The organism is Eggerthella sp. (assembly GCF_048329335.1).
Lineage (GTDB): Bacteria > Actinomycetota > Coriobacteriia > Coriobacteriales > Eggerthellaceae > Eggerthella > Eggerthella lenta.
On the sequence record NZ_DBFEGU010000433.1, the window covers coordinates 1 to 15,167 of the forward strand.

The window sequence follows — 15,167 nt, forward strand, 5'->3', positions numbered from 1 at the left end:
GTCGGCGTACAGCGCCAGCTCGCGGTTGATGATATCGTAATCCTCCAGCGGATCGCGTCCCTCGTAGTCGCCCGTCAGGTCCACCACGTGCACGATGAGCGCCGTGCGCTCGATGTGGCGCAGGAACTCGTGTCCCAGACCGCGCCCTTCGTGCGCGCCCTCGATGAGGCCGGGGATGTCGGCCACGACGAAGCTGTAGTCCCCCGAACGCGCCACGCCGAGGTTCGGCACGAGCGTGGTGAACGGGTAGTCGGCGATCTTCGGCCGCGCCGCGCTCATCTTAGCGATGAGCGACGACTTGCCCGCCGACGGCATGCCCACGAGGGCCGCGTCGGCCATGAGCTTCATCTCCAGCTCGATCCAGCGCTCCTGCGACGGCTCGCCCAGCTCGGCGAACGCGGGCGCGCGTCGGGTCGGCGTCACGAAGTGGATGTTGCCGCGGCCGCCCATGCCGCCCTCGGCCACGGTGACGCGTTCGCCGTCGTGCGTGAGGTCGGCGATGAGCTCGCCCACTTCCTTCGATTCTTCGAAATACTCGTGGACGACCGTGCCCATCGGCACCTTGAGCACAAGGTCCTCGCCGGTGGCTCCGTGCATGCGCGAGCCCTTGCCGTGCGTGCCGCGCTCGGCTTTGAAATGGTGTTTGAAGCGGTATTCGATGAGCGAGGACAGGCTGGCATCGGCCTCGACCACAACGTTGCCGCCGTGACCGCCATCGCCGCCGTCCGGACCGCCCTTCGGCACATGAGCCTCGCGGCGAAATGACATGCAGCCGGCACCGCCGTTGCCGCCTTTGACATGGATGCGTACTTTATCGATGAACACGGGTGGTACCTCTATTTCGATCCGCGCCTCGAGGGGCGCAACGGGTTGCTCGCTTGAACACGACAACTCGGATTGTATATGAAAAATGCCCCCTGACGAGCAGGGGGCATGCGAAAACAGATAACGTCACGCAGTCGTGGGCAGGCGGAACCTTACGCCTCGCGACGCACGTGCACCTTGTGCTTGGCGCCCTTCGTGAACTCCAGCTTGCCGTCGCACAGGGCGAACAGGGTGTCGTCCTTGCCGCGACCGACGTTCTCGCCCGGATGGATGTGCGTGCCGCGCTGGCGGACGATGACGTTGCCCGTCTTCACAGCCTGGCCGGCGAACATCTTCACGCCGAGACGCTGTGCGCGGGAATCGCGGCCGTTACGGCTGGAACCGAGACCTTTCTTGTGTGCCATGGTATTCCCTCCTTATGCTTACTCGGCGTCTTCGGACGCGGGCTTGTCGGCGGCCTTAGCAGGAGCCGGCTTCTTCTCGGCATCGTCCTTCTTCGCAGCCTTCTTGACGGCCGGCTTCTCAGCCTTGGCCGAGCCGACGGACTCGATCTGGACGCGCGTGAGCTGCTGGCGATGGCCGCGCAGCTTCTTGTAGTTCTTGCGCTTCTTGAACTTGAAGACCAGCTGCTTCTCACCCTTGAACTGCTCGAGGATGATGGCGGTGACCTTCGTTGCGGCCGCTTTCGCGGGGTCGGCTTCCACCTTGGCGCCGTCGACGACGCAGATGGCTTCCAGCTCGACCTTGTCGCCCACGGCGGCGTCAAGCTTCTCGATGTTCAGCTTGTCGCCGGGTGCGACCTTGTACTGCTTGCCGCCCGTTTTTACAATTGCGTACATGAGTGTCTCCTTGATATGAATAAACGCAAGGCGATAGCTTACCAGCGTGACCGTAGCAAGTCAATGTGATCTTATGCACGATCCACGCGTATCATCGCACTCTTCCTACGCTGTGCCTCCACAGAGCACAACGTTTATATGATAGCAGATACTCTAGCCACACGCGGCGGCGTGGTGTGATTTTTTTACACATCACAAGTCCAGCAAAATCAGCGACCAATGATGCGGCTTCTGAGCGTCGGCCGCCGAGTCGACGTAACCTCAGTGCGCTTCCGCCCAGTTATCGGCATAGGAGACGTCGACGTCGAGAGGCACGCGCAGATCCACGATGTGCTCCATCACGTCTTTCACGATGGCCGACAGCTCCTCGATCTCGCCTTCCGGCACGCTGAAGTCCAGCTCGTCGTGCACCTGCAACAGCAGCTTCGCCTCGAAGCCGCGCTCCATGATGCGGCGCTGCACCTCGGTCATGGCCAGCTTGATGATGTCGGCCGCGCTGCCCTGCATGGGGTGGTTCATGGCCGTGCGCTCGCCGAAGCCGCGCTGCGTGGCGTTCGCGGCCTTGAGCTCGGGGATATGGCGCTTGCGGCCGAACATCGTCTCGGCATAGCCCTTCTCCTTCGCTTCGGCGATGGTGCGGTCGAGGTAGGCGCGCACGCCGGGGTAGGCCTCGAAGTAGCGCTCGATCATCTCCTTGGCCTCGCCGAACGGGATGCCCAGGCTCTGCGACAGGCCGAACGCCTGCTGGCCGTACACGATGCCGAAGTTCACGGCCTTCGCGCGGCTGCGCAGCTCGGGCGTCACGTCCTCCACGGGCAGGCCGAACACGCGGCTGGCCGTGGCGGCGTGGAAGTCGGCGCCGGAGCAGAACGCGGCCACGAGGTGCTCGTCGTTCGACAGGTGAGCGAGCAGGCGCAGCTCGATCTGCGAATAGTCGGCCGACAGGAACTTGTGGCCCTTCTCCAGCGGCACGAAGCACTCGCGGATCTGGCGGCCGAACTCGGTGCGCACGGGGATGTTCTGCAGGTTCGGCTCCGACGACGAGAGGCGGCCCGTCGTGGTCACGGTCTCGTTGAAGCACGTGTGCACGCGCCCGTCGTCGGCGCGCATGCGCGGCAGGGCGTCGATGTAGGTGGACTTGATCTTCGCGAGCTCGCGGTAGCGCAGGACGAGCGCCGGCATCTCGTGGTCGTTCGACAGCTCCTTGAGCACGGCGGCGTCGGTGGAGTAGCCGCGCTGGTTCTTCTTGAGCGTGCGCAGGCCCAGCACCTCGAATAGGATGTGCCCGAGCTGCTTGGGACTGTCGAGGTTGAACTCCTCCCCCGCGATCTCGATGATGCGCGCGCGCAGCTCATCGAGCTCGGCCTGCGTCGTCGCTCCCAGCTCGGCCAGACGGTCGCAATCCACCGCGGCGCCCGTTCGCTCGACGATGGCGAGCACCGCCACGAGCGGCAGATCGATGTCGAAGTAGGCGCGCTTGCTCTCGTCGCGCCCGAGCGCGTCGGTGAGCGGCTTCACCAGCATGCGGGCCGCCGCGGCTTGCGCGGCCGCACTGCCGGCCTCGTCCTTGGCCTCGGGCAGCACGCCGCCGCAGTAGGCGTCGAGCAGCGCGTCGTAGGAGTACTCGGACACCGACGAGTTCAGCACGTAGCCCGCCAGTCCCAGGTCGAACGCGCGCATGCTCATGAGCTCGGCATCCTCCACAAGCGCGATCTTGGCCGTGTCGGCGGGATAGACGCGATGTACCTCGCGCTTGACGTCGAGGGCGGCGAACGAGCCGGCGCGCACGATGCGCGCGAACGCCTCGCGGCCCTCGTCGTCCTCGAACAGCGCCGTGCCCTCGCTCGTGTTCACCGCGCAATGGAGCCCCGCGTTGAACAGCGACACCTGCTCGGGCTCGATGAACGCCACGCCCACCGTCTCGCCGCGCGCGACGGCCGCGTCCACGAGTGCGTGCGCCTCTGACCCCGAGACCACCGGCTCCACCGCAAGCGGAGCCGCCTTCTTCTCCAGCTCCTTGCCCACGAGCTTGAGCACGCGGCCGAGGTGCGCGTTGAACTGCACGCCCTTGAACGCTTCGGTCACCTTTTCCGAATCGAACGAGGGGAACGAGCATGCTTCGAGGTCGAGCGGGAAGTCGAGGTCGCGCACGATGGTGGCCACGTCGCGGCTCAAGAATGCCATGTCCTTGTTGTCGACGATCTTCTCTTTCTGCTTGCCCTTGAGGTCGTCCACATGCTCGTAGATGCCCTCCAGGCTGCCGTAGGTCTGCAGCAGCTTCGCCGCGGTCTTGTCGCCGATGCCGGGCACGCCGGGGATGTTGTCGGACGAGTCGCCCTTGAGGCCGAGGAAGTCGATGAACTGGTCGGGGCGCACGCCGTAACGCTCGAGCACCTCGGCCGGGCCGTAGATGGCCACGTCGGTGATGCCCTTCTTCGTGGTGACGATGCGCGTCATGTCGGTGGCCAGCTGGTAGGCGTCCTTGTCGCCCGTCACCAGCAGCGTCTCGTAGCCCAGCTCCTCGTCGCGCGCGGCGATGGTGCCCAGCACGTCGTCGCCCTCCCAGCCTTTGATGCGAACCACGGGCACGTTCATGGCCTCCAACAGCTCCTCGATGATGGGGAACTGCACCTTGAGGTCGTCGTCCATGGGAGGGCGCTGGGACTTGTACTGCTCGAGCGCTTCCATGCGAAACGCGGGGCGGCCCGCATCGAACGCGCAGATGAGAGCGTCGGGGCTTGCGATGTCGATGAACTTGAGAAGCATGGCGATGAAGCCGAACACGGCGTTGGTGGGGCGCCCGTCGGGGGCGTTCATGGTTTGGGGCACGGCATGGTAGGCGCGGTGCATAAGCGAGTTGCCGTCGATGACGGCGATCTTCTTCGGCATGGGCTGTCCTCCGTCGGGTGGTGTTTTCGGGGGTTCAGTATAGCGCATATGCGTTGTCCGCTTCGGGGGCTGTGCGATGCTCAGTCGCTCGGCAGTCCTGCTCGCACGAAACGCCCACAGGGCGTTTCGGCTCGTGCGGAACTCGCTTGGTGAGCACCGCACAGCCTCCGAAGCTGCCGGCATCTCCTTGAAAGCACCATATTGCGAGGCGGCTGCGCCTGGCGGGGACGACCTGCGAGGCGGCAACGCTCTCATGCTACCTTGGTGGAGGAGGTTCTTGTTGGGAGGTTTGGGCGGGTGGCGGACTGCTCGACCTATGCGCTCCAGAGGTAGCCGACGCCGCGGACGGTTTCCAGGGGCTGAGCCAGTTCGGGGCCCAGCTTCGCACGGATACGGCGGACGTGGACGTCCACCGTGCGCGAGCCGCCGTAGTAGTCGAAGCCCCACACGCGGCGCAGCAGCGCGTCGCGCGAGTACGTGCGCGAGGGGTGCGTGACGAGGAAGGCCAGCAGCGCGTACTCGAGGTAGGTGAGGTCGAGCGGCTCGCCGGCCACGGTGACCTGGTAGGTTGCCAGGTTCACCGTCATGTTCTCCACGACGAGGCAGTCGGACGTGGCGGCCTCGTTGCCGGGCCACAGCAGCTGGCGGATGCGCGCCGCGCACTCCTCGGGCGAGGCGTTTCGCATCACGAAGTCGCTCTTCACCTGCACCGGCAGACGAAAGCGCGCGAGCTGGCCCTCCCCCACGATGACCAGGAGCGATGCCGTTCCGTCCTCGAGCAGCAGCGCCTCGATGCCGGCCACGTCCTCCGAGGCGCCGCCACGCGCCTCGTATACGACGAGATCGCATGCGGGATGGCGCCCGAGCAGCTTCTTGAACTGGGCGGAGGATCCCGCTGCCACGTCCACGTCCAGGCTCGACAGCACCTGCTGGAACTTATGCGCGTTGTCGAGGCTGTCGGCGACGAATATCACCTGCTTGCGCTGCATGCCCCCTCCTTTCGCACGTCACAGCACCGCGAGATAGCGGTCGCGCTCCCATTGCGACACGTACCCCTGGTAGTCGTTCCACTCGGCGCGTTTCGCGGCCACAAGGTACGAATGGATGTGATCGCCCAGCGTGGCGCGCATCAGCTCGGATTCCGCGAACAGCTCCACCGCCTCGCCCAGGCTCTCGGGAAGCGTGGCGATGCCCTGCTGGCGCAGATCCTGGCGCGACAGCATGAACAGATCCTGGTCCTCGTTGGGCTCCTGCAGCTCCAGCTCCTCTTCGATGCCCGCGAGGCCCGCCGCCAGCATGACGGCGAAGGCAAGGTAGGGGTTCGCGCTGGGGTCGGGGCTGCGCAGCTCGAGGCGGCACGCGCCCTCGCTCGCAGGTCGGTAGCCCGGCACGCGCACGAGCGTGGAGCGGTTCGAGCGAGCCCACGACAGGTAGATAGGCGCCTCGCCGCCGGCGATGAGGCGCTTGTACGAGTTCACGTGCTGGTTCGTGATGGCGCAGAACTCGGGCGCGTACTTGAGCAGGCCCGCCAGGTAGCGTTTGGCCACTTTCGACAGACGGTAGCCCTGGGGATCGTCCGGATCGTAGAAGGCGTTGTTGCCGTCGAGGTCGTAAAGGCTCTGGTGCACGTGCATGCCGCTGCCCGGCTCGCCCGCCATGGGTTTGGGCATGAACGACGCGTACACACCGTGCTTCATGGCGATCTCCTTGACGACCAGCTTGTACGTCATCACCGCGTCGGCCATGGACAGCGCGTCGGTGAAGCGCAGGTCGATCTCATGCTGCGACGGGCCGTTCTCATGATGCGAGTATTCCACGGGGATGCCCATCTTCTCCAGCGTGAGCACGGTGTCGCGCCGCAGGTCGGAAGCGTAGTCGAGGCTGGTCAGGTCGAAGTAGCCGCCGCGGTCGAGCACCTCGGTGCCCTCAGCGTCCTTGAAGTAGTAGAACTCCAGCTCGGGGCCGACGTTGAACGCATACCCCATCTCCTGCGCCTTCTCCACCGTGCGGGCCAGCACCTGACGCGGGTCGCCCTCGAACGGCGTGCCGTCGGGCGTGCGCAGGCCGCAGAACATGCGCGCCACCGCGTTGGACTCCGGCCGCCAGGGCAGCACCTGGAACGTGGAGGCATCGGGGAACGCCAGCATGTCGGACTCCTGCGTGCGGCAGAAGCCCTCGATGCAGCTGCCGTCGAAGCCCATGCCGTCGGCGAAGGCGTCCTCCAGCTCGCTCGGGATGACCGCGAACGACTTCATGCGCCCCAGCACGTCGGTGAACCAGAAGCGCACGAAATGGACGTCGCGGCTCTTGATGGTTTTCAGGACGAAGTCTTGCTCGGGGGTCACGGTCATCGGACGATCCTTTCTCTCTCGAACCACCATTATACTCGCCGGTGTTTCGGTTGCGTTTCGCGAGAGGGACGATGGTGACGGTCCGTCGCCAGAACCTTGCCGCTTCGCCGCGCTGCGCGCCGCGTGCTATACTTTATCCATCCGATCAGCGACGATCAGGAGGTATACCATGAAGTTCACCAACATCCTCGTGCCGTTCGACAAATCCGACCACGCATTGCATGCATTGACCCTGGCCAAGGGCCTGGCGGAGGAGGATCCCGCCATCAAGCTGCACGTCATCGGGGTCGTGTTCGTCTCCGACATCCCGCCTGCGCTAGGTCTCGACGCGAACCCGTACGAGAGCGCGCCGCCGCTGGTCATCCAGCCCGACCTGTACAAGAAGCTCGTCGAGGCGGCGCTCGACCGCGAGAAGGACGACATGAAGCAGGCCATCGGAGGGCTGCTCGACGGCATGCTCAACGACGTGGACATCGCCGCCGTCAACGCGCCGTCGCCCGTCGACGGCATCAACGACTTCGCGAAGGAGCACGGCTGCGACCTCATCGTCATGGGCTCGCGCGGCCTCGGCGTGCTGCGCGGCATGCTGGGCAGCGTCAGCTACGGCGTCCTGCGCTCCGCCGAGATCCCCGTCCTCGTGGCGAAGAAGGACGAGGAAGGGTAGCAACGGAAGGAAGCTGTCGCGGTCCCGACGGCTCGCGCCTGTTTTCGCGCGGGCCGTCGGGCATGAAGGCTCTATAAGTTGGTATACTGGCTTGCTATGGAAATCAATCGATACCAAACCCGCAAGCCCAAGCGCCTCGCCGTCGTCACGATGGGAGTGAAGCTGGGCGACGAGACGCGCGGCTACACGCGCTTTCGCTTCCTGTCGGAGCTGCTCGCGCGCGAGGGCTTCGAAGTCGACCTCATCACGTCATCGTTCCAGCATTGGGACAAGGCGCATCGCGACACGTCGAAAGCATGCTACCGAAACCTTCCCTACAACGTAGTGTTCATCGACGAGCCCGGCTACACGAAGAACCTCGATCTCACGCGCATTCGCAGCCATCGCGTGGCGGCGAAGAATTTGCGCGAGCATTTCGAGCGCACGGCGGGCACCTACGACCTCGTCTACGCGGAGATTCCGCCGAACGACGTCGCGCGCGTATGCGCCGAAGAGGCCGACAAGCAGGGCATCCCCTTCGTCGCCGACATCAACGACCTATGGCCCGAGGCCATGCGCATGGTGGTGGACGTGCCCGTGGTCAGCGACGTGGCCTTCTACCCCTTCTCGCGCGATGCTAAGCGCGTCTATCAGCTGCTGTCAGCTGCCGTCGGAACCTCTGACGAATACGCAGCGCGTCCGGCGAAGGATCGCGCGAAGCCCTACCCGAAGGCAACCGTGTACGTGGGCAACGACTTGGCGGCGTTCGACGAGGGCGCCCGAATCAACGCGCCCGCAGTACGCAAACCGGAAGGCGAGCTGTGGGTCGTCTACGCCGGAACGCTCGGCGCCAGCTATGACGTGGCGACCCTCGTCGAAGCCGCCGCGCTGCTCGAGCGCGGGCGCCTCGTGCGCGCCGCATCGAAGGACGACGAACTGCCGCCTGCGCTACCCCCCGTGCGCGTGAAGGTGCTGGGCGATGGTCCCGATCGCGAGAAGCTCGAAGCGCTGGCCGTGCAGCTGAACGCCCCCGTGGATTTTCTGGGCTACACGGCCTACGAGCTGATGGCGGCGTACTTGTGCGCATCGGACATCACGGTGAACTCGCTCGTCAAATCGGCGGCGCAGAGCATCGTCACGAAAATCGGCGACTACCTGGCCAGCGGGAATCCCATGATCAACACAGGCTCGAGCCCCGAGTTCCGCGCGAAGGTGACCGCCGACGGCTTCGGAGCGAACGTCGAAGCGGAAGACGCGCAGGCGCTGGCCGACGCCATCGCGAAGCTCGCAGGTCACGCGTCGCTGCGCAAGATCATGGGCTCGAAGGCGCGTGCCGTCGCCGAAAAGGAGTTCGACCAACCCCGCGCGTACCGCGAGATCGTGGATTTGCTGCGCACGTTGCTGTGATTTCTGTCGAACGACTCGCCAAAGCGGGCGGAGCGCGTCAAAATAGGGAGCTTGCATACGCCGATTGCGTGCGATCACGCAGGTCGCACGCCGTTTACAGGGTACCAAGGAGCAATCGTGACTGAGCAGAAACGCATTTCGTTCTCACCGCCCGACATCACGCAGGCGGAGCTCGACGAGGTGGCCGACGCGCTGAGAAGCGGCTGGATAACCACCGGCCCGAAGACGAAGGAGTTCGAGCGCGAGATCGCCCTCTTCGCACAGGCCGAGCGCTCGGCCACGTTCGCGTCGGCCACCGCAGCGCTCGAATGCGCCCTGCGCGCTTTCGGCATCGGCCCGGGCGACGAGGTGATCACGAGCGCCTACACGTACACGGCCTCTTGCTCGGTCATCTGCCATGTGGGTGCGACTCCGGTGCTCTGCGACGTGGCGCCCGGCTCCTACGAGATGGATTACGACGCCCTGCCCGATCTCGTCACCGAGCGCACGCGCGCCGTCATCCCCGTGGACATCGCAGGACGCATGGTCGACTACGACCGTCTGTTCGCCGCACTCGATTCGGCGAGCGACCGCTGGAAGCCCGCGACGGAGCTGCAGAGCGCGTTCGATCGCGTCATCGTCTTAGCCGACGCCGCCCACTCGTTCGGCGCGACATATCAGGGACGTCCCTCCGGGTCGGTGGCCGACTTCACCGCCTTCTCGTTTCACGCCGTGAAAAACCTGACGACGGCCGAAGGAGGCGCGCTTGCATGGCGCGCGGGCGCGTTCGATTCCGACGAGCTGTACCGCCGGTTCATGTTGCAGTCGCTGCACGGCCAGACGAAGGACGCGCTGGCGAAGAACCGCGCGGGCGCCTGGGAGTACGACATCGCCTTCCCCGGGTGGAAGTGCAACATGACCGACATTCAGGCGGCCCTCGGCCTCGCGCAGCTGCGCCGCTACCCCGCCTCGCTCGCCCGTCGGCGCGCCATCGTCGAGCGCTACGAGCGCAACCTGGGCGAATGCGATGTCGAGCTGCTGAGGCATTACGGCGAAGACTTCGAGTCGAGCGGGCATCTCATGCTCGTGCGCCTCACGGGCAAATCGTCGGCGTTCCGCAACGCGCTCATCGAGCGGATGGCCAACGACGGCGTGGCGACGAACGTGCACTACAAGCCGCTGCCCCTTCTCACCGCGTACCGCGACCTCGGCTTCGCCATCGCCGACTTCCCGAACGCGCTTGCGCAGTTCGAGAACGAGGTGACGCTGCCGCTGCACACGTTGCTCTCCGACGAGGACGTGGACTACGTGGCGGGATCGTTCAAGCGCGCCCTGGACGGACTCGAGGCGGAAGGCGTCCGCTGATGTACGTGAGTTTCGGAAAACGCGTGTGCGACATCGTCGTAGGGCTGGTGGCGCTGCCCTTCGTGCTGCTGATCATCGCGGTGCTGGCACCGTTCATCCACTTCGAGGACAAGGGCCCCGTCTTCTACAACGCGCCGCGCGTCGGAAAAGACGGGCGCGATTTCAAGATGTACAAGCTGCGCTCGATGCGGGTGAACGCGCCCGACCTCATCATGGAGGACGGCTCCACCTACAACGGCGCCGACGACCCGCGCATGACGCGGGTTGGTGCCTTCATGCGCAAGACGTCGCTCGACGAGATGCCGCAGTTCCTCAACGTACTGAAAGGCGACATGAGCGTCGTAGGGCCCCGCCCCGACTTGCGCCGCGAAACGGAGCTTTATGAGGGAGAGGAAGGCCTCAAACTCACCGTGAAGCCCGGCATCACCGGGTACGCCGCCGTGTACGGACGCAACTCGCTGCCCTGGCACGACCGTCTGGCGCTCGACGTGCACTACGTGCGCAACGTGTCCTTCCCGCTCGACGTTAAAGTGTTCTTCAAGACGTTCTCGGCCGTATTCAACCAGGAGGGCGTGTTCGTGGAAGACGGGTCGGAGAAGTAACGTTCGGCTAACGTGACCCCTGCCGACCCGACGCGCACGTCCCTCACCCTCTATCATGGTCGTGCGCCACGCAATGGGGGCGCTCGACAAAAAGCACGCAGGAGAGTGAGACCATGACGAACGATCAGACGGCAATGCTTGCACGGTACGGCATCGATTACGCCGAAGCGATGGAGCGATTCTGCGGCAACGAGTCCCTGTTCGCCCGCATCGCCGTGAAGTACCTGGACGACCCGCATGTCGATGCGCTCGAAGCCGCGATGGCCAGCGGCGACGCAGCCGCAGCCGAGCGCGAAGCCCATTCGCTCAAAGGCGTCGCCGGCAACTTGTCGTTCGTGCGCCTTTACGACCTGGCCGCGCGAGTCACCGATGCACTGCGCGCCAACGATATCGACAGCGCACGCACCCTCATGCCCGGCCTGCGCGAAAGCCACGTTGCCGTGCTGGAAGCGCTGACGAACCTGGAAGAGTAGGGACTTTCGACCTCGATGCGCTAGCAGGCATCGAGGCAGAGGCGCCTACGCTTTCGCCTTCTCACGGCCGAACAGCTCGTTCCAGTCGCTTGCGGCCAATACAGTGCCCGCCAAGATGACCACGCAGCAGACGATCGATATCGGCGTCGGCATCGTTCCCTGCAACACGAGCGCGAACAGGACGGCCCAGGCCGAATAGCTGATATTGAGAGCCATGGACTTCGCCGCCCCGATAGGCGACGAGATGCTCTTGTAGTAGAACAGGTACGACACGGTTCCAGCCAAAGCAGCCAGCCCTACCACGCCCGTCGCGAGACTGGGAACAACTGCGGCCGTGAAACCCCAGGCACCGAATAGCGGCAATACGGCGATCGCGTACACGAGCGCCGACGTGGTCTCGCGGATCTGAAGCGCCGTCTCGTTGTCGACGGCATCGTCGCGCATACCCCAAGCGCAGATGACGGCTTCGGACCCCCATCCCAAAACGCACAACAGCGCACCGAACAAACCGAGGATCGGATTGCCCAGCTCCGATTCGCCGGAAGACACATAGCCCATGACGATGATACCGGCAAGGGCCGCCAGCAATGCGACGAACTGCTTAGGCGCCATGCGTTCCTTCAGGAACACGAAGGCGAGGAAGGCGCCAACTGCAGGATAGAACGACGAGATGATGGCAGTATAGCCGGCACCGATATTGTTGATGGCTATCACGTAGCCGGTCATGCCGATAGGCCCGCCCAAAAGCGCCCCCAGAATGACCGCCTTGCCGCTGCGCGTTTTAAGCGCCGCTAACGTGTCGCCCAGACGACCCCGCACGCCCATGTAGATCAACAGCCAGATCGCGCAGAAGATGTCATGCAAAGCGGCGCTCGCGATAGCTGCAAACGCAATCGCCTCGGCAGTGCCGATGAAAGGGCTCATCGACAATCCGATTCCGAGGACGACCGTGTCAAGACCCCAGAGCAAGCCGCTCGTCAGACCGAACTTCATTCTTCCAAAACCCTTCATGGCGCTCCCCTTAGTCGCTTCCCTGACGGTACCAGTCCAGCACCTTGTCCAGATAATCCTTCGCGTAACGGTAATAGACGTACAGCCACTCGCCAACCATGTCCCCTTCTGCCTCTTTGAGCAGCGACCACACGTACCAGCACCATCCCGCAAGCGCCACGAAGGCGAAGTTGTGACGGCGCTCCGCCGCAGACGGCTCGCGCCCGAAATAATACGCAAGGGCACGCGATGCCTCCTCTTCGCTCAGCTGGCAGCACACCGTGAACGTGCCGAAATCGCTTGCGTAGTCGGACATGCCGGAATACTCCCAATCGATGAGCGACATGTCGTCCTGGTCGTCGATAAGGAAGTTCAGCATGAAGAAGTCGTTATGGGTCAGGCAGATGCGCGCATCGTCTGCATCCACGAAGCGCTTGAGTTCCTCGGCCCGTGCAGCCATCTCAGCATAACCCGGCACTTCAATGCGGCCGGACTTGCGCTCCAGCAGACGCTCGTAACGCTTGCCCTCGGTGAAGAAATCGAACGAGCGCTCCACCTTCGCACCGGATTCGTGCAGGCGACGAGCCATTTCCATTGCACGCTTGACCTGCTCAGGGTCATGCGGATCGAGCTGGCGGCAATCGGGGATAAAGCGCGACAGCTTCCAGCCTTTTTCGGGATCCTCGGTGATGAACGTACGATCAAGCCCCAGATCGCGCGCCACGCCTTGAGCCACCACCTCGGCTCGGCGATCGATGATGCCCTCCGTCCCGATGCCGGGATGGCGATACACGTATTCGGAGTCGCCCACACGGATATGGCACGATAGATTGGTGAGGCCCTGCTTCAGCGGATACACGTCGCGAATATCGTCTTTGTCGCACCCGAGCGCTGCAACGATATTGTCGAAAGCCTCGGAATCGACGTTTTCCAGGAAACGCGGATCGAATTCGCGCAGCTCGTCGAGTGTGTCGAACTCGAATACCGTTCCGACGGGGTACTCGCGCGCAACCATGTCCAACTCCGCGATATGGTCGACGTACAGCTCTTCCCACAGCTTATCGGCCGTCGTCGGCAGATCGTACTCCTCCTCGAGTATTCGGGAAAAGGCACGAGAAAAGTTTTTATCGAAGTAAACATGGCCGAGCATGATAAGAGAGTCGCTGCCACCGATATCGACCGAAACGATGCGGTTGCCCGAACCCAAACGCATGCACCATTCGTTCGTAGGGCCCTCTTGGTATTGGGCAGCGTAATAGGCCTTCCACACGTACGGCTCGAAGGGGTTCTCGACGAAGTAGTTGTCGGAAGAGCATATGAACGTGTTGCCCAGACGCTCGCGCACCACCATGAGAGAGGAATGGTTGTTCCGCGTGGCGTATTCCTCGTTCACGACGATGGACACGCCGTGCTTCTCTTCAAGGTAGAAGAAGTACTCCTTCTTGTACCCTGCCACCACAGTGATGTCGTCGATGCCGGACTCCTGAAGCTGGCGGATCTGACGCTCGATCAGAATCTCTCCACGAACATGCAGCAGACCTTTGGGCTTCTCGTAGGAAATAGGGGCGAACCGCGACGACAGGCCAGCTGCCAAGATGATAGCGTTGTCCACCTTAAAAGGAGCGAGCGCCTCGAACCCGGCGTCGGACAGTGCGCCGTCGACGACAAGCCCTTTGTCGACCAGCGCTTTGTAGGCCGCGTTCACCGAACCCAACGACATGGCCTTACGAGCGGCGATCGCCCGCTGGCTCGTCCCCGGTTCGCGTTCGAGCGCAGCGAGCACCGCGAATTCGTTCTTCGTGATCAAAACGGAGCATCCTTTCATGGCAGATTCAGACGATCTCGATCGTGCGTCGAAGTTCATTTTTTATTGCATTTTAAAGAATCTGAACGGTATGTTCATTTACAATTTTCTACTACAAAATATGAACACATAGAAAACGCGCTCCCCGTTCTCGGAGAGCGCGCCGAATTTTGCAGGAGATGCCCGTCGCCGCCGAATCAATAACCCAAAAGCTTGTCTACAACGTTCATGACTTTCGTGCCATAGGTCTTGTCAGCCGCCCAGGTACCGGAAAGCTTGTCGACCGTGGGTGCCGAGCCACGCTTGCCGGCAAGAAGACCGAATCGCGTGTCGACACAAGACTGATTGAGCGGTGCCGTTGAAGCATAGCCTTTCAAGTGCTGAGCTTGCGCCAGAAGGCCCGTTTTCACATCTGGGAACTCTTCACCAGCAACGCCGTTGCCCGTTGCGCCCAGACCTCCGAAATTGCACTGCACTTTGCCGTTCCTGTCCACGTCTCCGCCGAACTGCAGCCATCCGGTCTCCACCATGGCCTGAGCGAACAGCACCTCGGCGCGGACATCCTCGGATCGAGCCTGATCCAGCAGCACCTGGCAAAAGTCCTTGATGGTGGCAGCCCCTCGCGACGCGTACTTATCAACAGGATAAGGAACGCCCTGCGCGTTGAAGAGCGTCACCATCTGCTCCACCGTCGCAAGCGAAGGGCCCATGATGGAGTCGGACGGCAGCAGCGCACCCGACGAATCGAAGCGGTAGGTCTCGCCTTCTATAGTGGCCTTTCCCGTGACCATCGCTCCCGACTCCCCAAGATAGTAGCGCTTACCGTCCAAATCGAGCCAACCGGTGTGCATGGCTCCCGATCCGTTCAGGTAGTACCACGTGCCACCCTGCTTCATCCAGCCGCCGGAGCGCATGGCTCCGGAACCTTCGAAGTAGTACCACTTGCCGTCGGCCGCCTTCGCCCAGCCGGTGGCCATCCTCCCGCTCTCGGGGTCGAGCC

General features: G+C 63.5%; 14 protein-coding genes. 5 read left to right on the plus strand and 9 right to left on the minus strand.

From position 1 onward, the window contains the following. The 6 genes from obgE to ACMO6A_RS13350 all read right to left on the minus strand — a co-directional run. Nucleotides 1–825: GTPase ObgE (gene obgE, locus ACMO6A_RS13325; RefSeq protein ID WP_418471408.1), on the minus strand; the 825-nt coding region annotated here is incomplete at its 3' end. 152 nt (nt 826–977) lie between these two features. Next, nucleotides 978–1,229 (minus strand): 50S ribosomal protein L27, encoded by a 252-nt coding sequence (gene rpmA / locus ACMO6A_RS13330; protein ID WP_009304120.1) that lies wholly within the window; start codon nt 1,227–1,229, stop codon nt 978–980. An 18-nt stretch (nt 1,230–1,247) separates the two neighbouring features. Next, nucleotides 1,248–1,664 carry a 50S ribosomal protein L21 gene (gene rplU, locus ACMO6A_RS13335; protein ID WP_009304119.1) on the minus strand — a complete coding sequence of 139 codons (417 nt, stop codon included), beginning with the start codon at nt 1,662–1,664 and terminating at the stop codon, nt 1,248–1,250. Between the two features lie 261 nt (nt 1,665–1,925). Further along, entirely contained in the window at nt 1,926–4,553 is a 2,628-nt protein-coding gene (polA, locus tag ACMO6A_RS13340) for a DNA polymerase I (protein ID WP_009608783.1), read from the minus strand. A 314-nt stretch (nt 4,554–4,867) separates the two neighbouring features. Then, nucleotides 4,868–5,542 carry a winged helix-turn-helix domain-containing protein gene (locus ACMO6A_RS13345; RefSeq protein ID WP_418471410.1) on the minus strand — a complete coding sequence of 225 codons (675 nt, stop codon included), beginning with the start codon at nt 5,540–5,542 and terminating at the stop codon, nt 4,868–4,870. Between the two features lie 18 nt (nt 5,543–5,560). Beyond that, a complete protein-coding gene (locus tag ACMO6A_RS13350) occupies nt 5,561–6,904 on the minus strand; it encodes a glutamine synthetase family protein (RefSeq protein WP_009304116.1) in 1,344 nt (447 codons plus the stop codon). 169 nt (nt 6,905–7,073) lie between these two features. Here ACMO6A_RS13350 and ACMO6A_RS13355 point away from each other — a divergent pair, with 169 nt between their 5' ends. The 5 genes from ACMO6A_RS13355 to ACMO6A_RS13375 all read left to right on the plus strand — a co-directional run bounded on the left by ACMO6A_RS13355 (nt 7,074) and on the right by ACMO6A_RS13375 (nt 11,373). Beyond that, nucleotides 7,074–7,568, plus strand: a complete 495-nt coding sequence (locus ACMO6A_RS13355) for a universal stress protein (protein ID WP_009304115.1) — start codon at nt 7,074–7,076, stop codon at nt 7,566–7,568. Nucleotides 7,569–7,664: 96 nt separating this feature from the next. Beyond that, the gene (locus tag ACMO6A_RS13360; RefSeq protein ID WP_009304114.1) at nt 7,665–8,954 is read left to right on the plus strand and encodes a glycosyltransferase family 4 protein; all 1,290 of its coding nucleotides are present in this window, start codon (nt 7,665–7,667) and stop codon (nt 8,952–8,954) included. 117 nt (nt 8,955–9,071) lie between these two features. Then, nucleotides 9,072–10,298: a DegT/DnrJ/EryC1/StrS family aminotransferase gene (locus ACMO6A_RS13365; RefSeq protein WP_009304113.1), complete on the plus strand. Its 1,227-nt coding sequence runs from the start codon at nt 9,072–9,074 to the stop codon at nt 10,296–10,298. Further along, entirely contained in the window at nt 10,298–10,900 is a 603-nt protein-coding gene (locus ACMO6A_RS13370) for a sugar transferase (RefSeq protein ID WP_009304112.1), read from the plus strand. Before ACMO6A_RS13365 ends, ACMO6A_RS13370 begins: the two co-directional genes overlap by 1 nt. 113 nt (nt 10,901–11,013) lie before the next feature. Next, nucleotides 11,014–11,373: an Hpt domain-containing protein gene (locus ACMO6A_RS13375; protein ID WP_009304111.1), complete on the plus strand. Its 360-nt coding sequence runs from the start codon at nt 11,014–11,016 to the stop codon at nt 11,371–11,373. Nucleotides 11,374–11,418: 45 nt separating this feature from the next. On the opposite strand, the gene ACMO6A_RS13380 is transcribed toward ACMO6A_RS13375, so the two are convergent. The 3 genes from ACMO6A_RS13380 to ACMO6A_RS13390 all read right to left on the minus strand — a co-directional run. Next, nucleotides 11,419–12,384 (minus strand): DMT family transporter, encoded by a 966-nt coding sequence (locus ACMO6A_RS13380; RefSeq protein ID WP_009608788.1) that lies wholly within the window; start codon nt 12,382–12,384, stop codon nt 11,419–11,421. 10 nt (nt 12,385–12,394) lie between these two features. Further along, nucleotides 12,395–14,170 (minus strand): NTP transferase domain-containing protein, encoded by a 1,776-nt coding sequence (locus ACMO6A_RS13385; RefSeq protein ID WP_009304109.1) that lies wholly within the window; start codon nt 14,168–14,170, stop codon nt 12,395–12,397. Between the two features lie 194 nt (nt 14,171–14,364). Continuing rightward, nucleotides 14,365–15,167, minus strand: an 803-nt coding sequence (locus ACMO6A_RS13390; protein ID WP_418471411.1) for a glucosaminidase domain-containing protein, incomplete at its 5' end; no start/stop codon positions are given.